Source organism: Solibacillus sp. FSL R7-0668, assembly GCF_038006205.1.
Classification (GTDB): domain Bacteria; phylum Bacillota; class Bacilli; order Bacillales_A; family Planococcaceae; genus Solibacillus.
The window spans coordinates 657,566-678,220 of the sequence record NZ_JBBOUU010000001.1 but is presented as its reverse complement, the minus strand read 5'-3'; the positions used below and the strand labels follow the sequence as shown (position 1 = coordinate 678,220).

General features: G+C 38.3%; 12 protein-coding genes. 5 read left to right on the top strand and 7 right to left on the bottom strand.

From position 1 onward, the window contains the following. Nucleotides 1-111 precede the first annotated feature (111 nt). A complete protein-coding gene (gene secA2 / locus MKX47_RS03125; protein WP_340771017.1) occupies nucleotides 112-2,472 on the top strand; it encodes an accessory Sec system translocase SecA2 in 2,361 nt (786 codons plus the stop codon). A gap of 4 nt (nucleotides 2,473-2,476) precedes the next feature. After that, nucleotides 2,477-3,382: an accessory Sec system S-layer assembly protein gene (locus MKX47_RS03120; RefSeq protein ID WP_340771014.1), complete on the top strand. Its 906-nt coding sequence runs from the start codon at nucleotides 2,477-2,479 to the stop codon at nucleotides 3,380-3,382. A gap of 482 nt (nucleotides 3,383-3,864) precedes the next feature. Here MKX47_RS03120 and MKX47_RS03115 read toward each other — a convergent pair whose 3' ends face one another. Both MKX47_RS03115 and MKX47_RS03110 read right to left on the bottom strand, forming a co-directional pair. Further along, complete coding sequence (locus tag MKX47_RS03115; RefSeq protein ID WP_340771013.1) at nucleotides 3,865-4,413, bottom strand: C40 family peptidase; 549 nt, start codon at nucleotides 4,411-4,413, stop codon at nucleotides 3,865-3,867. Nucleotides 4,414-4,763: 350 nt separating this feature from the next. Then, a complete protein-coding gene (locus tag MKX47_RS03110; RefSeq protein ID WP_340771011.1) occupies nucleotides 4,764-5,705 on the bottom strand; it encodes a C40 family peptidase in 942 nt (313 codons plus the stop codon). 313 nt (nucleotides 5,706-6,018) lie between these two features. Here MKX47_RS03110 and brnQ point away from each other — a divergent pair, with 313 nt between their 5' ends. After that, on the top strand, nucleotides 6,019-7,335 hold the full coding sequence (brnQ, locus tag MKX47_RS03105) for a branched-chain amino acid transport system II carrier protein (RefSeq protein ID WP_445683568.1): 1,317 nt from the start codon (nucleotides 6,019-6,021) through the stop codon (nucleotides 7,333-7,335). Nucleotides 7,336-7,632: 297 nt separating this feature from the next. After that, the gene (locus tag MKX47_RS03100) at nucleotides 7,633-9,003 is read left to right on the top strand and encodes a S41 family peptidase (protein ID WP_340771008.1); all 1,371 of its coding nucleotides are present in this window, start codon (nucleotides 7,633-7,635) and stop codon (nucleotides 9,001-9,003) included. A 61-nt stretch (nucleotides 9,004-9,064) separates the two neighbouring features. On the opposite strand, the gene MKX47_RS03095 is transcribed toward MKX47_RS03100, so the two are convergent. Further along, complete coding sequence (locus tag MKX47_RS03095; protein WP_340771005.1) at nucleotides 9,065-9,661, bottom strand: TetR/AcrR family transcriptional regulator; 597 nt, start codon at nucleotides 9,659-9,661, stop codon at nucleotides 9,065-9,067. Between the two features lie 285 nt (nucleotides 9,662-9,946). On the opposite strand from MKX47_RS03095, the gene MKX47_RS03090 reads away from it, so the two are divergent. Beyond that, nucleotides 9,947-11,959 (top strand): S-layer homology domain-containing protein, encoded by a 2,013-nt coding sequence (locus MKX47_RS03090; RefSeq protein WP_340771002.1) that lies wholly within the window; start codon nucleotides 9,947-9,949, stop codon nucleotides 11,957-11,959. A 544-nt stretch (nucleotides 11,960-12,503) separates the two neighbouring features. On the opposite strand, the gene MKX47_RS03085 is transcribed toward MKX47_RS03090, so the two are convergent. The 4 genes from MKX47_RS03085 to MKX47_RS03070 form a co-directional block, all read right to left on the bottom strand. Next, the gene (locus MKX47_RS03085; RefSeq protein WP_340770999.1) at nucleotides 12,504-13,445 is read right to left on the bottom strand and encodes a C40 family peptidase; all 942 of its coding nucleotides are present in this window, start codon (nucleotides 13,443-13,445) and stop codon (nucleotides 12,504-12,506) included. A gap of 232 nt (nucleotides 13,446-13,677) precedes the next feature. After that, nucleotides 13,678-14,736, bottom strand: a complete 1,059-nt coding sequence (locus tag MKX47_RS03080; protein WP_340770996.1) for a CAP and S-layer homology domain-containing protein — start codon at nucleotides 14,734-14,736, stop codon at nucleotides 13,678-13,680. 137 nt (nucleotides 14,737-14,873) lie between these two features. Beyond that, complete coding sequence (locus tag MKX47_RS03075; RefSeq protein WP_340770994.1) at nucleotides 14,874-18,278, bottom strand: hypothetical protein; 3,405 nt, start codon at nucleotides 18,276-18,278, stop codon at nucleotides 14,874-14,876. A gap of 370 nt (nucleotides 18,279-18,648) precedes the next feature. Further along, nucleotides 18,649-20,454, bottom strand: coding sequence for an N-acetylmuramoyl-L-alanine amidase (locus tag MKX47_RS03070; RefSeq protein WP_340770991.1), 1,806 nt, complete (start codon nucleotides 20,452-20,454; stop codon nucleotides 18,649-18,651). Nucleotides 20,455-20,655 lie beyond the last annotated feature (201 nt).

Here is a 20,655-nt window from a genome sequence, read left to right as displayed (position 1 = left end):
TCTACATTTCCTTTCATTTCCCTCTCGTTCGGTAGTCAGTACGGGTAAAATTTGATAAAATAGTGGAGTGTCTACTATTTGAAGTAGCCAATTTTAAAGGAGAGTAAAAATATGTTCTCAATTTTTAAACGCAAGTCGGAGCAAACAAGTGCTCGAGAGCTAAAAAAGTACTACAAAACGGTAGAACAAATTAATAAGCTCGAAGCTACTTATAGTCCTATGACGGACGATGAGCTTCGCAACATGACATTTACATTCAAAGAACGTTTAGAGAACGGCGAAGAGCTTGTTAACATCATCCCTGATGCCTTTGCTGTTGTGCGTGAAGCATCTAAACGTGTTTTAAACATGCGCCATTTCGATGTGCAATTAATCGGAGGCCTTGTATTAACAGAGGGTAATATCGCCGAAATGCCTACGGGTGAGGGTAAAACATTAGTCGCCTCACTTCCTTCTTACGTTCGTGCATTAGAAGGCAAAGGAGTTCACGTCATTACGGTAAATGATTACTTAGCAAAACGTGACTTCGAATTAATCGGTCAAATTCACCGTTTCTTAGGCTTAACAGTTGGTTTAAACGTACCAATGATGGAGCCTGCCGATAAAAAACTAGCGTACAATGCAGATATTACATATGGTGTTGGTACGGAATTTGGTTTTGACTATTTACGTGATAATATGGCACATACAATCGGCGACAAGGTTCAACGTCCTTATCACTTTGCCATCATCGACGAAGTAGACTCAGTGCTTATCGACGAAGCGAAAACACCGTTAATTATCGCAGGTAAAATGGGGGCCAATGAAGAATTGCACCGCATTGCTGCTATGTTAGCAAAACGCTTCAAGGTAGATGAAGATTATGACTTTGATGATGAAACAAAGGCCACGTCCTTAACAGATCAAGGGATTGAAAAGGTTGAAGCGGCATTTGGTGTTGATAACCTATATGATCTTGAGCACCAAACACTGTATCACTATGTTATCCAAGCCGTTCGTGCACATGTGATGTTCGAGCGCGACGTGGATTATATCGTGCGTGATGATAAAATCGAGCTTGTCGATATGTTCACTGGACGTATTATGGAGGGGCGTTCCCTTTCTGATGGCTTACACCAAGCGATTGAAGCGAAAGAGGGCGTAACAATCACTGAAGAAAACAAAGCACAAGCACAAGTAACAATTCAGAACTACTTCCGTATGTACCCGAAATTATCAGGGATGACTGGTACTGCGAAAACGCAAGAAAAGGAGATTTTAGAAGTTTACGGCATGCGCGTTATTCAAATTCCAACGAACCGACCGCGCAAAAGGTTGGACCAAACCGACATCGTATTCGAGACAACAGAGCAAAAATACGAGTATGTGGCACAAGAAGTATTGCGTCGCCATGAACAAGGTCAACCGGTTTTAGTCGGCACTACTTCTATTTTGCAGTCTGAAAAAGTTGCAAGCTATTTAAAAAAATACAGCTTAGACTTCCAATTATTAAACGCCAAAACGGTTGAGCAAGAAGTCGAGCTTATTTCTGAAGCTGGTCAAAAAAAACGTATTACCGTTGCAACAAATATGGCTGGTCGTGGTACTGACATCGTATTAGGTGACGGTGTCGAGGCACTCGGCGGTCTGTTCGTTATCGGTACAGAAAAGCACGAATCTCGCCGTGTTGATAACCAATTGCGTGGACGTTCTGGTCGTCAAGGGGATCCTGGTGAAAGTCAATTTATCCTGTCGATTGAAGACGATATGTTCAAACGCTTCGCCAAAGAGGATGTCGAAAAATTCCGCAAAAAAATGACAACCAATGAAATCGGCCGCATTCAAAATAAAGATGTAATCGAACTTATTGACCGTACACAGCGAATTGTTGAAGGCGCTCACTACTCAATGCGTGAATATAACTTAAAGCTCGATGATGTTATTAACGACCAACGCCGCGTAATTTATGATCTACGCGATAAGGTTTTACGTAACGAAAACATTCTTGAGCACTTAGTAACGATGATGTACGAAACCGTTGATTTTGCCGTACGCGAAAATGCACCAGAGGATAAAGATGTCCTTGAGTGGAACTTCGATAAAATCGAGCGCACAGTGAACTCACTCTTCCTAACGCCTGTTACGATAGATCGTGATGAAACGAAAGTGAAAAAAATACTCGATTCACTTGATGCACCGGTTAAAGAATTAAAGGCCGTGATCGAAAGCTTCGAGCAAAACGAGCAAATGATGGCCATTATTCCAAAGGTAATGCTTGGCTTCATCGACCATACGTGGGTTCGTCATTTAGAGCAAATGGCACATTTAAAAGAAGGTATTGGGTTACGCCATTATCAGCAAGAAGATCCAATGCGTATTTACCAACGTGAGGGCTTAGAGCTATTCGGAAAAAATTATCAAGAGCTTCGTCGCAAAATTGTCGAAGAGCTTGTCACATTTATGAAAAATATTACGATGAACGTGGAGGAATAAAACAATGGGTTTATTCGATTTATTTAAAAAAGGCGATAAAGTCGGAAAAGATAGCGCAGTTGATTCATCATCTGTTGTTAAATCCGCTACAAAAACATCAAAAAAAGACGCAAATCGTGATGTTGTTACAAAATTATCATTCCACCCAGACTGGGATGTGCCACAAGAACAAAAATATGTATTCAACTTCTTAGCAAATGATTTAGCACCATTAAAACCAAACCAATTATCACTTTCTGCTATTAATATTGAACCAGCACTTATGAATGGCTCTTGGAACGTAAAAGCATTTTTCCGTTCTTCCCTACCAGAAGCAATTGAGCTTGGTGAAATTGAGCTATTAATTTTAGATAAGGACGATAACCGTTTAGCGTCTCACTACTTTGACTTTAAAGAGCTTGGTGTCATTCCAGCTGAAAGTGCGCGTCCTTGGATTTTCAACTTCCCGAAATCAACTATTACAAGCGAGGAAATTCCTGAGGATGGCTGGAAAATTTCATTCAACCTACTATCATTACGTGGACATCAGCTAGATTTAGATGACACTTGGAAAAAGCAGCTACCAAAGACGGAGCAAGAAAAATTAGTTGAAATTGTAAAAACATTACCGAAGCTAGGTAAAACAGAAGTGAACTTTACAGGTTTACAAACAAAATTAAACGATGACAATAGCTTACATGCTTCGATTTTCATCCGTAATGGTCACGATAAAGCAATTAACTTAGAGCAATTACCACTAGAAATCGTGGATGCTCGCGGCGTTATCGTAGCAAAAGGGTCATTCAAATTAGACCCTGTGTTAACGGTGCAACCAAATACAACAAAGCCTTGGACATTTATCTTCCCAGCGGAACTTGTAACAGCAGAAGGTGCAGACCTATCTCGCTGGACAGCACGCGTACCACAATAGCACTCTCACAGCACCCCTCGGATATGAGCGGTGCTGTTTTTTTGACCTTTTAATTATGCGTTGGCGGTTGGGCGATGATTCGCTTAAAGATAGGTGGAATGTATGACCACTTTGCGCGGGTATATCCTCGGCATTCAAGTCATTTATGCTCGAAATTTTTGATTTTATGCTCGGTTTCAAGTGATTTATGCTCGTTTATTCGATTTTATGATCGATTCTCGGAACTTTATGCTCGTTTTCCGAAATCCATGCTCGTTTAACCATATATCTCCTTTAATTTCAGTGTAAACGTAAATTACAATGAAGCATTTTGGAGTCGAATTGAGTTCACAGATAAGTGAATCTGGATGTCATTCCTAATCTATGGTGATGGACCAAATAATACCGGCAAAATTTCAACCTCTCTACAAAATCAAAAAATCCCCGGTCCCTTTTAAGTAAAGGACGAGAGATTTGGATTTGTAGTGTGTATAAGCTATGTATTATTCAGCTTCTGGTGTATTGTCTACGTCAGAATCATCTTCTAAAGCAGCGATTTGACTATTTGTTTGGAATTTTGCGATGCGTTTAGCGCCAACGTATTTGTTTGCCCAATAGTATTTATCATCAATACTTGTTTTAATTACACCCTTACTAGTAGATGCGTGGATGAATTTGCCTGAGCCAATGTAAATCCCAACATGTGAAACACGATTACCTGATGTATTGAAAAATACTAAATCGCCCGCTTGTAAGTCGCTTTTCTTAACTGCTGTACCTTGGTTGTACATGCCAGCAGATGTGCGATCTAATGATGTAATGCCTAATTCTTTAAACACTTGACGAACATAACCTGAGCAATCAAAACCACTTGATGTTGTTCCGCCGTATGCATATCGTACACCAATATATTTTGAAGAAATTTTATTTAAATCCTCAATTGAATGAGAAGATGCTGCAGAAGCTTCGTTTTCATTCACTGGTGTGAAGAAAATGACGAATGCTGCCGCCAAAGTTAGTACCGTATTACGTATTAATTTAAAGTAGTTCATCCTGTTCCTCCAACCATTTTCGATAAATTTTCTGAAAACTTAACTGTTATTAGATTAACACGAGATTCCACTTTATAACATTACAGTTATGTAACAATATAGTTACGTTTCTCCTGTACTGTAATTATTACACAGCGCTCAAAAACCTTGTTATATCAACATTTCCAACTCTATCAACTTAAACTAGAATGTTATAAATTACAATTTTATTCTATTATCCAGTCGTTATTGTAATATTTGTAACATAAGCATTAAGTACTGATAGCAAAAGGTAGGCTATGTCCTAATACTCAAGGACACCGCCTACCTTCTCTACTTGTCCCACTCGAATGATTGGGAAATAATAGCTTCTATTTTACTGTTGTTAAGCGCTTGAATGCTACGAAACGTTCAGACCAGTACTTTTCCGTGACATTCCCAATCGCAATACCTTTTGAGCCAGCATGAATAAATTGATTATCCCCGATATAAATGCCCATATGTGATATGTTTGGAATAAACGTATTTTTGAAAAATACGATATCCCCCGGTAATGGATTTTGCACCTTTTGTGTATCCTGTTGGAAATATTGCAGACTCGATTTGCGCCCTAGCTTAATCCCTGCATTATTATATACATAGCTGACAAAGCCACTGCAGTCAAAGCCCTCCATTGTATTGCCACCATATTTGTACGGAATGCCAATCGCTTGCTTGGCAATTTCGAGTGCCTTTGTATATTGCTCTGTGCTGACTGCTGAAATAGTTAACGGCGCTGTTTTTTCGCTATTTAGCTGCTTTTCAATTGCTGCATCCGCCGTTTCTTTAAAGTTATTCTCTTCTTCCACTTCCGAAGCTGTCGGAGCCTCACTAATCACTTCATTCGTTATTTTTATCGTAAGCTGCTGTCCAACTTGTATAGCATCTGTTTTTAAATCGTTCCATACAAGAATCTGATCAACCGTCGTGTTATATTTCTTAGCGACTTTTGTCAGTGTATCTCCTTTTATTACCTTGTGCGAAATCGAATTATGTAGCTCATTTTCGACTTCTTTATTAGCCGTATTCTCTGATTCCGCTTTGCCTGCGCTTTCTGTTTGAGCAACTGTTAGCGTCTGTGCTATGTAGATTTGATCCCCAGTAAGTTGATTCCATTGTTTCAGCTGCTGAATTGTCGTATTGTGAGCCTTCGCAATTTTCGATAATGTATCCCCTTTTTGTACGGTATAAGATGCGGCTTCTGCTGTTGGCGCTGCATAAAATACGCCCGAAATGACAGCTCCAGCTAATGCCATTTTGATAGCTTTCTTCATATTGAAAACTCCTCCTGTTCTGCGAAACTATATACTCCTCTCTATTTTACTTAATTTTCTATCCTATTCACAACATGCCAATAGATAGATTATTTTCTACCAGCATTCTATTAAAGGGGAATTTTCCTATAACATTTTTCTATCATAATAAAGCTGAATTTTATCGAAATTACATAAATTCTGACGATTGACGAATATTTAGCGCAATTTTAATTTTCATTTTGCTAATTTTATGATAGAATAAATTCTTGTTGCAAGGTTTAAATTTTTAGAAAGTTTTGTATTTTCAATTTTAAAGGAGTTTATTATTATAATGAGTAATAAGAGTTTTTTCCGTGATAATATCGCGGTCGGTTTCATGTTATTCGCACTGTTTCTAGGTGCAGGGAATATCATATTTCCACCACAGCTAGGTCAAATGTCTGGGGAAAATATTGTCGTTGCCATGATTGGATTTTTAATTACAGGGGTAGGCTTACCTCTTTTAGGGATAATCGCCGTAGCAAAAAACGGTGGGGATTTAGAAGTATTAGCAGGTCGTATTAATCCTTATTTTGGGATAATTTTTACTTCGATTGTATATTTATCTATTGGTCCATTCTTTGCGATTCCTCGTACAGGTGCCGTATCGTATTCAATTGGTGTTGCACCATTTTTATCTGAAGGAATGCAAGATAGCTGGATTCCACTATTTATCACAACAGTAGTATTCTTCGGATTATCATTCTACTTATCGTTTAATCCGACAAAAATCGTGGACCGTGTAGGAAAAATTTTAACACCTGCATTATTAATTGTTATTTCTCTATTAGCCATTAAAGCAGTTATCACGCCATTAGGTGAAGCTGGCCAAGCACAGGGTACGTATATCAATAACGCATTTGGTGAGTCCTTCATTCAAGGTTATTTAACAATGGACGTACTTGCATCCCTTGTCTTTGGGATTGTCATTCTTCAATCCATCTCAGCGCGTGGTGTGACAGAAAAAGCACAGCAAATTAAAATTACAATTTTCGCAGGGCTTGTTGCCGCAATCGGTTTAGCGTTTGTCTATGTATCACTAGGCTATATCGGCGTAACAAGTACAGAAGCAATTGGCTTCCATGATGATGGTGGTACAATCATTTCATTGGCAGCAGAGCAGCTTTACGGACAAGCCGGGAACATCATTTTATCGGCCGTTATCATTTTAGCTTGTTTAACAACTTCGGTTGGTTTATTTTCGGCAAACGCTACATTTTTCCATAAGATTTTCCCGAAAGTATCGTATCATACATTCTTAATTATTTTCGCGCTATTCTCATTTGCCGTATCGAACTTTGGTTTATCCAATTTAATCAGTATTTCTTTACCAGTATTAGTAGCCATTTATCCAATTGCTATTGTGCTAATGATCTTTGCATTATTCGGTAACTTATTTAACCATGCACCAAGCGTATACGGTGTTGCCTTAATTTTCACTGGCGTAGTTGCCCTTTATGACGGCATTAAACAGGCTGGATTTGAAATTGCCGCTTACGACAATTTCTTATCCATCTTCCCATTCTATGAGCAAGGGATTGCATGGGTTGTCCCAGCATTAGTCGGCGGCGTAATTGGGTATATTCTTTATCTTGTAAAGCGCAAATAAATTGAGCACTTATGAAGCATAGCGAACTATTCGCTATGCTTTTTTTATAGCCCCCTTTTGTGCATGTTTATGTGCGATTTTTAGATTTAATTTGCGAGTTATCGTGGGATATTTGCGAATTCCAAAGTTTATTTGCGACTTGATAGGACTTATTTGCGATTTTCTACATATATTTGCGAATACCAAAAAATCATATCCCACAATTGGACTTAACTGGGTAATTTCTATAAAATAGAACTATATAATAGAAGAAACAGAGTATTGTTTTTAAACTAACATCATAAGGTGGACTGATTTATGCTAAAAAAACAGCTTTTCGCAATGTTCCTATTTGTACTATGCCTGGCCGTCCCGATTACGGCATTTGGTGCTTCGATGGATGAAGTACGCAATCTTGTGAAAGACAACTATGTTGGGGATATTGATGGTAATCTAGACCAAGCAACAAGTATTCCAAACATGATGGACATGCTTGACCCGTACTCGACTTATTTTACAGCTGAAGAATTTGAGGATTTTATTAGTGGTGTAGAATTATCAACAGTTGGTATCGGTGTCGTGATTGAAAAGGTTGATCTTGGCATCCATATTACCCAGATCATTGACGGGAGTAGCGCAAATAAAGCAGGCTTAAAAGTTGGTGATATTATTACCGCAATCGATGGCACTTCTACTGTACCATTGACGATTGACCAAGCTTCAACGCGTATTAAAGGAGCCGAAAATACAAGCGTTTCCTTAACGATCTTGCGTGAGGATGGCAGCACGTTTACAAAAGACCTTGTACGCAATGCCTTTTCATTACCTAATGTAGAAGCGAATATGCTTTACGGCAATATTGGCTATATTTCATTACATTCATTTTCAAATGATACCGCTAGCTTAGTAGCAAAATCGGTTCGTAATTTGAAAAACAAAGGGGCCAAGGCGTTTATTTTTGACCTACAAAATAATGGTGGTGGCTATGTCACAGCGGCTGAGCAGCTCATCGGTATGTTCCCCAATGCAGCCTATGCCTATAAGCTTCAGGAGGCTTCTGGCATTTCAAATGTTCGCGCATTAAAGCAAGCGACACAGTTCCCTAAAGATACAAAAGTGCTAATCAACGCCCATAGTGCCAGCGCCTCTGAAATGACAGCTGCTGCTCTATTCGATCAAGACGCAGCCAAGCTCTACGGACAAACAACTTACGGGAAAGGCGCAATGCAGGGCTTCTTTGAGCTTGAAGATGGAAGTTTCCTAAAGCTCACTATCGGACATTTTTTCGGTCCAAATGGTACAGTCATTAATCATACGGGTGTGAAGCCACATGTCAAAACAACGGGCAACGCTCTCTCTAAAGCCCATTTTGATTCTATTGCCAGTAGCCTAGGAAACTATAAAGAAATGAAATCACTAAAAAATGCACCACTAAATAAAGCTTTTACTGTCTCATTTACTAAACCAATTCTAGCTAAGCTTGACCCAGCATCTGTTCAATTAGTAGCTCTTGGTGGTGACTCTGTAGCCTCAACCGCTAAAATAATAGGCGAAAAATTATACGTGACACCAAAGGAACCACTAGAAGCAGGCAAGGAATACATGTTAATTGCTCATCCTAAAGGGAAATCAGCTAGTGGCCAAAGCTTAAAAAACGGTGTGTATTTACATGTAACAGCAACGAAATAACAAAAAAAGAGTTTGTCAAAAGTGTCTAGCTTTTAACAAACTCTTTTTATTTTATATGTAATTACTGATGTACTAGCTTATGTTCATTAGCAAAATAGATTGTGCTGATTTCTTGAGCAAGCTTTTCCGGATTTGATTCGTTCGTTAATAGATTCGTTAATGTTAAACGCTCCATCGATCCCACAATGCTTTGTGCAAGTACATTGGTATTCACGCGTTTTACAACAGCATAATCCTTCAAATCCGTTTCGATGATTGATTCCAGCTTGGAAACAAGTAATTGCTTCACTACCGTTGATTGATCCGCTTCGTAGAAACCAATTTTTGTTAAATTCGGATTTTCAATAAAGTAATCGAAAATGCATTTTAAGTTTTGTTCAATTAACGCAGTTGAATTTTTATCATCACGAGCCGTCTCATCTTTATTCGAAAAAATCTCAATTAAATCATTTTGGAATTTTTCATTTAAGTCGTTGAACATAGATTCTTTACTTTGGAAATATAAATAAAATGTCGGCTGTGTTAAACCAGCTGCCTTTACGATATCACTAATTTTTGTTTGATGATACCCATGAGTAGAAAATAGCTCAATAGCTTTTTCTAATAATAATTTTTTACTCTTTTCTCCACTTGAATTTACTCGACGTCCTCTTGCCATACTTCTCCACCCTTATCTCTTTTTAAGATGATTAGTACTGAATAATTTCCAATATTTTCACATTCATTATATAATAACTTTCTTTCAAAATAAAGGATTCTGTCATAAAAATAACAAATTATCTCATTTCTAGTAGTTACTTTATATTAATATGAAGTAACATTTCGCTTTTCGTAGCAATTTATTCTTCATTTCCTTCTTCGACAAGATGCAATAGGTCTATTTGATTCTATGAATTCATTTCATTAATTGCTAAAATAATAGTATTGAAAGGAGTGTTGATTTGTGATAAAAAAAGTATTTGGCTTCGTCATAATTTCACTATTCTTTATGTCGTTTTCAACTCAATCAACTTCACATGCTAACGATATTAATAATCATCCGATGGTACATGAATTGACGTATTGGTCTAATTTAGATGTTATCCGTCCTGATGCTAAGGGAAATTACAATCCAAATCGTGCTGTCACTCGTGGCGAATTCGCTTCATACATTGCACGCGGACTTAATTTACCAGAATCGTCTACGTATACATTTACCGATTTAAAGGCCGGAGAACAATTAACAAATGAAATTCAAGCAGCCGCTGGGGCAAATATTTTAAGCGGCTATCCGGATGGTACTTTCCGTCCAAACGACAAAATTACGCGCGAGCAAATGGCGGCTCTATTATTACGTACGCTCACATATGCAAAGGTCCCGCTAAACGGCGCACCTCTTACATTTAAAGACAATGCAAAAATCCGCGATGAGTTTAAAGCAGCGGTCGCAGCTAATGTATACTACAATATTATTCGTGGCTCACAAACGGCGAAAGGAATCTATTTCGAGCCTAAGGGGTCTGCAACAATCGCTCAAGCTGCTGCTTTTCTCTATCGTATGCAAACAACAATTGACGCATATAGCGAAAACATTGACGACAACGATGACAATGAAGAACCACCTGTAACACCACCTGTAGATGCTTCAAGCTACTATATTGGTAAAATTAGCAATGGCGTTGTGACAAAGAATCCAACGATCTATTTCACTTATGAGCAAGCACTAGAAGCTCAAAATGCAGCCAAATTAAATTTACTATTTAAAGGTGATAAAATTATTAGCATGCCTGCTGGAATGGCATCCGCTGCTAATACAACGGCCAATACCGTGACGATTTATGCCGAGCCTAGCTTTAAAACAGCGCTCACTTATGCGGTTGAAGGCAGCGAGTTTAAATATTATTCTAGTACCGATAAATATGCGATTGTCCGCCTAGCTGATACAAAGGGCTACGCTAAAATGGACGAAATTACGTTAACACCTTCTAGCTTATTAAAGGAGCAATCGTATTACTTTGTGTTAGATGGCATTTTGCATCACAACACGTACAACCATATTACTCAAAAATTCTATGGTGCTTATACGATTGGACCAGCGCCAAGCTTTATGAAACCGGGCGTTCATTATTATAGCCAAGACGGTGTTCATTTCTATAGCGACTTTTTATTAACAAACAAAGTCGGAACATATTATTCGTATTTCCAATTTGCTTCAATCCGTCAACATTCCAATTACACAGCAGAAGAGCTGGATACCATCATTATGACGCTATTAACAGAGCGCCAAGGACTTGCAGGCTATGCAAATGTACTAACCGATTCACGACTAATTGGTCTTGGTACATTATTAAAAGAGGTTGAAGCCACACATAATATTAATGCACTGTTCATTCTCGCAACAGCACTGCATGAAAGTAATTATGGTATTAGTGTTAATTCATTAGAGAAGAATAATATTTTCGGTATTAAAGTATACGATGCCAACACAGCATTAGGGACAACCTTCGCCTCACGCGATGATAGTGTACGCGCCTTTATCAATCAGTACACAAATCTAAACTATGTACCACAAACGGGCGGCTATGCAAAAGGCGCAGCACCAGGTAATAAAACATCTGGTATGAATGTACACTACGCATCTGATCCATTCTGGGGTAGTAAAATTGCTGGACATATGTATCGTATCGACAATCGTTTTGGTCAAAAAGATAGCCATACTTCTCAGCTAGGCTTTGTTGTGAATAATGGGGACTCGGTGAATGCACGTATCGACCCTTCGACAAATATTCAATCTGTCTTTACGTATAAAGCAAAAAATATTGGAGAATCGAAAACTTTCGGCTATCCAGTAGTTATTGTTGAAGAAGCACAAGGCACTGATGGCTATGTCTGGTACAAACTTATTTCAGATGAAAATCCACCAAATCGCTACGTGTGGGTACGCTCAGACTTAGTGACAAAATTCCAAGCGAATTAATTTAAGACAGTAAAAAAGCCCGACACGATGTGTCGGGCTTTTTGTATTGGTGGTCCGTGTGGTGAACTGAACTTTGATTCGAAATTAGGTTTTACTGGGGAATTGCAAATATGTTGATTCATCACTGAAGTCTGAGGTTGTTTTTCACAATGATTTATAGATAGGCGGTATGAATGAGTACTCTACGTGGAAATATGCTCGATATTTATTTTTTATGCTCGATTCCAAGTGATTTATGCTCGAATTTCCGTTTTTATGCTCGGTTTCAGGAACTTTATGCTCGGTTTTTGAAATTTACGCTCGATTAACCTTATTTTACCATTATTTTCAGTATAAACGCACATAATAAAGCATTTTTGAAACGAATTGAATACACAGAGGAGTGGATCTGCATGTCATCCCCAACTTATGGTGATGAGCCAATATATTTTTAATTTCGCAAATATCTCCACTACTCCAGAGTCGAGTGCAAATAAGACAGTAAATCACCCACTTCAAATGTTCAATTGAAGTGGGTGTCTTACTGTCTCTTAATGAATCATCATTATTTAGCTTGTGCACGCTCGATAAATGTCGCTAAATCAACTAGCTTCACATTGTTACTAACACCGAATGTGCCATCACCTAAACCATTTGTAATACCGTTAGAGGCTAAAATCGAGATATCAGTTGAAGCCCAGTGTGAGGCTGGTACGTCTGTAAAGCTTAATTGTTGTTCTTGTAACTCTAATTGATAAGCCGTTACTAAAACCTTTGCCATTTGTGCTCGTGTGAATGGCGAACCTGGATTAAATTTACCGTTTTCATCACCAGTGAAAATGCCTAACTCATGTAATGCCTTTGCTGCACCGGCATATTTGGAAGCTGGCTTTACATCTGGGAATACAGATGTTGTATCAGATGTATCAAGTCCTAATGCTTCCGCTAATTGTAAAGCAACCTCACCGCGAGAAGCGTATACAGAAAAATCAATGGCTGCATCTTTTACTTCCTCATTTTTTGCTTCACCAGCAGCAACCGTTATATTATCACCAAAAGTTGCTATACGTTTAGCACCCACATAGCGCTTGCTCCAGTAAGATGAGTTGATGTCAGCCTTTGTTACACCTGTACTTACACCAGCATGGATAAATTTAGAGCCACCCAATGAAATCCCTACATGTGAAACGCCACCAGATGTATTAAAGAATACTAAGTCCCCTGCCTGTAAGTTTGCCTTCGAAACAGAAGTACCTTGTTTATATTGCATTGCGGCTGTACGATTTAATGTATAGCCTAATTGTTTGAATACAAGTTTTGTATAGCCTGAACAATCTAGCCCTTGAGCTGTTGTTCCTCCGTATACATACGGTACACCAATATATTTAGAAGCTGTTGCTGTTAATTCTGATCCGGATGCTGCCTCAGCAGAATCATTTGTTATAGTAGCCGTTCCAGCAAAAATCATAAATGCTGCGAAAATCGGCAATAAAATTTTTTTCTTCACGTTCAATGTTACTCCCTTCGGTAAATAAGGTTTATTTAACCTATAAATAGGGTAACATATAATATTGTACTGTAATTTTTCACTTCTGTAACAGTTCCTCTGAAATAGCAAATAAACAGAAAAAACTAAATTCCTATCATAAAATAGAAATTTAGTGATTTAACTAGAAAATATATAAATACCCATTATTCATCGTAATATTCTCGTAATATAACAATCCAATAATTGACAATCATTTTGAAGAAAAATGTTGAACAATGTAATATTTTCCATTTTTTGTCTTCTCTACCCCGATGCCCATATACTCATATTGACGATTTAATAGATTAGCACGGTGCTTTGGTGAGGCCATCCATGCATCGACGGTTGCTTGTGCCGACGTAAAGTTTCGTGCAATATTCTCCCCAAAACTTATATATTCATAATCAAATAACGTCGCCAAATCCCACGGGTTCCCATAGAACGGTGAATAATGCTCAAAATAATTGCGATTTACCATATCCTTTGCTTTTATAATCGAAATTTGTGTTAAGTCCGGATCGATTGTAAGCTTTGGTAAGTCATTCTTTATTCGAATATCATTTACGAGCGATAATATTTTCGTTTCCCAATGTTGATAGTGATTCACTGTTGAAATATAATCCTTTTGTAAAAAATCATAGATGACTTCCTTCTTTTCGACTTGCCCTTTAAATGCCATGCCACGCTTTGTCAGTAATGCGATTTGTGCACGCGTTACATATTGCCCTGGCTCGAATGTGCTGGCTGTCACGCCCTGAACAATGGACACATCTGCTAATGATTCAATATAATCCTTTGCCCAAAAATTATCTGATAAATCCTTGAACGCTGCTTTGTTTTGACGATCGACTTCTACTCCATAGGCCAGCGCAATCATTTTCGAGATTTCTGAACGCTTTAATTGGGCATTCGGATAAAAAAAGCTTCCATCCTGTAGCACGCCTAATTCCGTTAACTTACTAATTGGCCGATAATATGGATGCGTTGTCGGAACATCCTGAAAGCTTGGCTTAAAGTCCGTCGTTACATCAATGCCCATCGTACGTGCAATAATAACAGCCGCTTCTCCACGAGTTGTTGTTTGATTTGGTTTGAATGTCCCATCTTCATAGCCCTGCATATACCCTTTTGCGACTAAATCATAAATAGTCGTTGCCGCCCAATGCTTTGCAGGTACATCACTAAAGGTGGTTGTCGCTGCTAAACTCTGTGTGTGAACACTCCCCCAAACTAATAAGGTTAACGCGCTCGCGAATACTATTTTTTTCACCCAATCATCCCTTTTCAAAAGACTATCTATTTTCTATTATAATGTATGCATTTTTTACAGAAGAAAAGAACGTCGCTTCACAATGGAAGGACGCTCTTTCAATAATATCAAATTTTTACATTAATTCAATGTTCATGTTACAGTCCAAACTCAAAAATCGCAGCTTGTAAAATATTATAGTTACTTACTAATGGCTGTTGTTCCTGCGTTAGTTTATCATAGGCTTTTTTGGCTGATTTTATTTTGGATTCTGCATTTCTGGCATCTAAATCTAATGCTCCAATTTGCTTGATTACTTTTTGTACCGCCTTTACATCCTTCTCTGCCTGCTTGAGCACATCGTAATTCGTAATCTGCTTACGTACACTAGAAGGGAGTGCTTTATAGGCCGCTGCTGCTTTTGCTATATCGTCCATATACGAGCTAGATGTACTTGTTAACGAACTGATTAAATTAATCACGACATTAGCCTCATCAATATTAAGCTGTGCCTCTTGTAGCTTATAGGCATTCGTTACCCGTTTCTTCTCATCCTCTGAAAGCTTATTATATGCTGTTTTTGCCGCCTCTAAGTTCCCTTGATAATATCTATCGCTTGGTCTTAGCTTTTCAATCAGCTCATAGGCATGAATCACATTGGTTAAGTTCGAGTAATTATCCATATTCGTAATATAGCTATATTGTGTCCCATCCAATTTTTGTAGAGAGGAACGCACTTTTGAATATTGTCTCGTCAAATTATTACGTGGGTTGGATAGGCCTTCGATATCTTTAATAACCTTTTCTACAGGCTTAATATATTTCTCATAGCCTTTTAACTCATTGTATAAAGTGACCGCCTTTTTATTGGCAGAGCTTAGCTTTTTGTACGCCTCACTTGCTTCCTTCACCTTTTCAATAAATTGCAGTGGTTCAACAGATGCCAATTGGCGAATTTGCTCATCCACCGCGGAGCCTCCTGCAACGTTTAGCTCATGCTCCGTTAACACTTTGTAGTTGGATACTTTCTCTTTTAGCTCCGGTGATAATGCTTCATACAAATCACGTGCTGCCTGCGTATCAGCAACAAAGGTTTTACTTGAGCTTCTCACCGAATTAATGGCATCCATTACTGTATAAAGCTCCTTTAACTCACCTGTAAGTAATTCCGCATTTTCTAATAAATTGCGGTCTACTACCGATAATTTATCATAGGCCTTTTGAGCAGATTTAAATTTTGAAAGGAAGCTTCTAGCATTAGATGGATCTAATTTTAAAATATCACTATCTAATTTTAATACAGGCTTTACCGCGCGCTCTCGTGCAAATAAGTCCTTCGCGTTCAGTACAATCGCTTGCTTCGAACGTTCTAGCTGATCGTACGCCTCACGTGCTGCTTTTAATTTTGTGATGTAATTTTCAGCAGTTGGCACAGCCTCGTTAATGAGCGCCATTACCTTTTCAGCCAATCCGATGCTTGCCTCTGCTTCATCGAGCTTGGCAATATTGTGCACAAGCGCCTTTTCATCATTACTTAGCGCCTCATATTGCTCACGTAATGCTTTCACATCGGATTCAAATGTTTTACTTGTTGTTCGTAGTTTATCGATGCTTGTAATTAGGGTTGCTGCCTTTAGGACATTCCCGAGCTTGTCATAATTATAGACATGAGCCTTTTGCGTTGTCGTCAATCTTTGATAAGCCTTCTCAGCAGATGTTACTTTTGAAGTAAATCGTTTGTCCGAACTAGCCGGTAGCTGCTCGATTAAGTTAATGACCTTTAACGAAGCCGTATAATCCTTTTCAAACGCCTTTAACTCGTTTGCTTTGGTCATCATACTTTTTATAGTCGAATCTAATTGTTTATATTCCTCTGACAGCTGCTTAAGTGCTGTCATAAAGCTTTCGCCTGATTTCGAAGTGAGCTCTGCAATTTGCTGGTCCATACGATCTGCCGTTGCGATGCTCATTGCGAATTGATCCAGCTTTGGTCCGTATACCTTTAATAGCTGCTTCTTGGCAATTAGCACTGGATCATCATTTGGATTTTCAGTCCCGCTATCCGAATCAATTGTTACCCCTGCAGTTAAGGTTGCGAATGTACTTTTTGCTTTTTCATACTCTTCACGGAAGCTTTTGTTCGTAACACGTAATGCATCAATGTCTTGCATTAATTGCGCAATCGCTAAATAGCCCTCTAGTACCGCATAGTTCGACACTGATTCCTTTAATGCCGCAGTCGTCAATTTATCGTAAGCCGCCTTTGCTGTTGTTACCTTTTTGGCAAAATCATTCGCAGTTGGATCGATTGCTTTAATTTGCGTCACGACTGTTAAAGCTGCTTTATAGTTACTTTCTAGATCAGTTAATTGTTTCACATTAGATACGAATTTTTTAGCCTCTGCAGACAATGCATTATATTTTTCACGCGCAGTCGCTAATTTGACCAAGTCCATATCCGATGCTAACTCTTTTATTAAGTCCTCTACTTCCTTAATGCCTACTAGCTCCTGCTCTAGGTTTTGAATATATTCTTCTAAAAACGTTTTTAGATGGGGTAAATTTAAGTTATCCGTTCCAGACAAGTCATTGGCATTTGCGGTCAACTTTCCATCAAAGGTAGCTAATTTATCCTTTGCTTCATTCAGCGTTTTTTCTACACGCGCTGAATCTGCATTAAGCTCTAGAATCGTTTTTGCAATACCAGCAAATTCATTTAATGCATATAAACGCGCTTTGTTTGTCACAAGCTCTTTTGAATCTACCCCATCTGGAATCGAAGCAAGCTTGATCTTATCTAATTCAATTGATAGATTTGTTATAGTATCATTAAATTTCTTGACTGTGCTAACCTTCGTTGCTTCAATCGCTGTTCCCCATGTAGCAAATGCCGTTGTGGAAATTCCGTCAATCTTTTCGATTAATCTTGGTGCCGCTGCAATCGTTTGATCCCAAGAAACTATTAAATCGCGCTGTGCCTTTGATAAATAATTGCGCTGAGTCGTTGATAATGCCTTGTAATCCTTAATGATGATTTCGATTTTACTCAATGCATCAGCAGAAGTCTCAATTTCAGCAATTCCTTTTTCTATATCCACTACTGTTTGTAAAGATGCCTTGAAATCCGTTAACTTGGCATAATTTATAATAAATTTTTGATAATCCGCGCTACCTAAATTGTTGTAGCTTGTTTCGATAGCACCAATTTCTTCTACTAGCTTTGTGCCAGTATCTTTTTTGATGAGTATCTCATCAATACTTTTCCTAATCGTATGCGTCGCAACAATATTGTCATATTGCTTTTTGACCTCTTCTGTGAGTGCCGCCTTTTCTTGCTCAGTCAATACATTATATGCAGTCTTTACTTTATTTACGGCTGTACTTAAAGCTGATGTGGTGCTAGGTGGTGTGGATTTTAAAAATGTATCCTGTGCTTTTAGGAAGTTCTCGACATTTACATTCGTTGAGGGTGTTTCTTCCGCTGCTACTGGTGTTACCTGTGCGACAACTGCCGGCGTAATAAGAAAGCCTGCCATTAACCCAATTTTCTTATTCTTTTTCATGCTATCACCCTTCTCTATTTAAATATGCTTTATGTTTATAGTTCTTTAACTATTATCGGTAAAATTATATAGGAGTTTAGTTGTAGAATTGTAAATTTCTAATATAGGGCAATACTATCTAATTTTTAGATTTTCAGTTGAGATAGTTTATTGAAGAAATGTCACTGCGAAATTTGATTTATTAAGGGGTTTCGCAAATTCCTGCCCTAAAGCCGCAAATAAAACCTAAACATCGCAAATATCGGCGCATGCCTATATTACATAAACTACACATCCTGCAACACTACCTAGAAAATCAAAGAGATGAAAAAGAGATGTTAAAAGTTCAATCCTCTTTTAACACCCCTTCAAAAATACAATATTTCGTTAATTATCTTGCATAGTAGTCAACGATTCCCTGATAAATTGAATCGGCGAAAATCTCTACATATTTGTCGTCGATTAATTTTGCGTGATCCTGATCATTTTTGATAAAGCCTAATTCTACTAATACAGCGGGAATGGTTAAGCCCTTGATCACTTTAAAATCAGCGCGTTTAACGCCACGATCCTTCATGCTTGCGTTTTTCACAATATAATTATTGATATTTGTTGCCAATACTTGATCTTCTTTTTCATTGACGTTTGACGAAACGCTATAGTAGGTTTCTGTTCCGCTGGCTGCTTTATTTTCAGCGCTGTTCACGTGAATACTTACGAACATCTCACCGTATTTACTTTTCGCAAATTGAATACGCTCGTCTAGAGATGGATAAGTGTCATCCATACGTGTCATTTGCACAATCGCCCCATCGGCAGCTAGCTTTTCTTTCACTAAAGTTGTTACTTTTAATACAATGGCTTTTTCTGTTGTTGAGCCATTTACAGCCCCTACATCTTTACCACCATGCCCCGCATCGAGCACGATAATACGATTCGCCACGGCGCTCTCCTCCGTGTTTTTTAAGCGGATAAAGCGTTTTTCAATGAAGCCACTAACCCCATTATGCGAGACTTTGACCCATGCCCCATCAATCGATTGAACATTGACAACCGTTCCACGACTAATTTTTGCTAATGATTTCGAATTGGCATCCTTGTTTTCACGAATCGTTAAATCATTAATTGTAGCAATCCCAACTGTAGCCGACTGCTCATCTATTGGTCCTTTGCTGCTTTCATCCGAATTAGGTGTTGTATTTTCATCTGTATTCGGTGTTTCCTCCGGTGCTACATTTTCTTCAGTATTTGGTGTTTCTTGTGGTGTTGAATTTTCTTTAGCTTGCTCCTGCTCTAGCTGCTCAGCCGTTTTTGTAAATTCCTTTGCCACGAAAGCCGTTTTTCCGTTATAGGCAATTTTCAACCAAAAACCTTGATCCTCGTAAACAGACAGCTCTTTCCCTGTATTTTCTTTCCCAACAATATTGGATGCGTTGGTGCTTGTTGCAGTCGAACGAATATTTAATCCATCCACCGCAACAAATACTTTACCAATAATCTTTGCAGGTTCTGGATTTGTAATAGATACACCTTGTACCGGCAATTTTAAGCGGTATGTATCAGATGCTGCACGCGCTACAAAGGATGAAAACTGCGCTCTCGTAACCGGTTCATTGGCACTATATTTTGTGGAATTATGAGTACCGCTCGTAATCCCGTTGTAGTAAATAGCCGAAATGTATTTATAGTACGGATTGCTCTTAGAAATATCTGTAAAAGGTATTGTTAAATCGGCTGTTTGCTCTACATTTAAATCAAACGCTAATGACAGTACCTTACTCATTTCTGTACGAGTTAGTGGTATTTTCGGTTCAAATTTGCCTGGAGAATACTCACTGAAATAGCCAAGTTGCACCGCTCGCTCCACATAGCCTGATAATGCGGCATTCTTTTTCACATCAATATCAGTGAATGAAGATTTCTCTACGACTAATGGTGTTTTGCCTGTTGCCACGATAACCATTTTCGCTGCTTGTCCACGTGTTACCTGTTCAGTTGGCTTAAATACACGCTTTCCATTTTCGAAGGAGCCTTCTAATACCCCCGAATTCACGAGGTACATAATTTCTCCATATGCTGGATTTTTTGAAGTTACATCTGTAAATGAGATGGTTGCTGCTTGTGCCTTTGATTGTTGATTGGTAAAAAAGGAAATCATAAAAATGATAAACAGCAAGCTGATTTTTTTAAAGTGCACGGCTGTAGTCCTCCCTCAGCTAATAATTAACTCTTATTTTATCAAATAGTGAGCTATAATTCACTAGTTTTGGATAGTTTATACTTTTATACTAGATATTTTACCAAATTTATATTTTTGCCAAGAAAAAAGCTATGCAATCTGGACTAAGTGTCTCATTGCATAGCTTGCTTTTTCTTTTATTCGATACGGCTTTAGGGA

What these genes read in the sequence shown, in the direction of transcription:
- MKX47_RS03110 (WP_340771011.1), bottom strand. Translation starts at nt 5,705, where the DNA reads ATGAAGAAAGCTATCAAAATGGCATTAGCTGGAGCTGTCATTTCGGGC.
- secA2 (WP_340771017.1), top strand. Translation starts at nt 112, where the DNA reads ATGTTCTCAATTTTTAAACGCAAGTCGGAGCAAACAAGTGCTCGAGAG.
- brnQ (WP_445683568.1), top strand. Translation starts at nt 6,019, where the DNA reads ATGAGTAATAAGAGTTTTTTCCGTGATAATATCGCGGTCGGTTTCATG.
- MKX47_RS03100 (WP_340771008.1), top strand. Translation starts at nt 7,633, where the DNA reads ATGCTAAAAAAACAGCTTTTCGCAATGTTCCTATTTGTACTATGCCTG.
- MKX47_RS03075 (WP_340770994.1), bottom strand. Translation starts at nt 18,278, where the DNA reads ATGAAAAAGAATAAGAAAATTGGGTTAATGGCAGGCTTTCTTATTACG.
- MKX47_RS03095 (WP_340771005.1), bottom strand. Translation starts at nt 9,661, where the DNA reads ATGGCAAGAGGACGTCGAGTAAATTCAAGTGGAGAAAAGAGTAAAAAA.
- MKX47_RS03115 (WP_340771013.1), bottom strand. Translation starts at nt 4,413, where the DNA reads ATGAACTACTTTAAATTAATACGTAATACGGTACTAACTTTGGCGGCA.
- MKX47_RS03120 (WP_340771014.1), top strand. Translation starts at nt 2,477, where the DNA reads ATGGGTTTATTCGATTTATTTAAAAAAGGCGATAAAGTCGGAAAAGAT.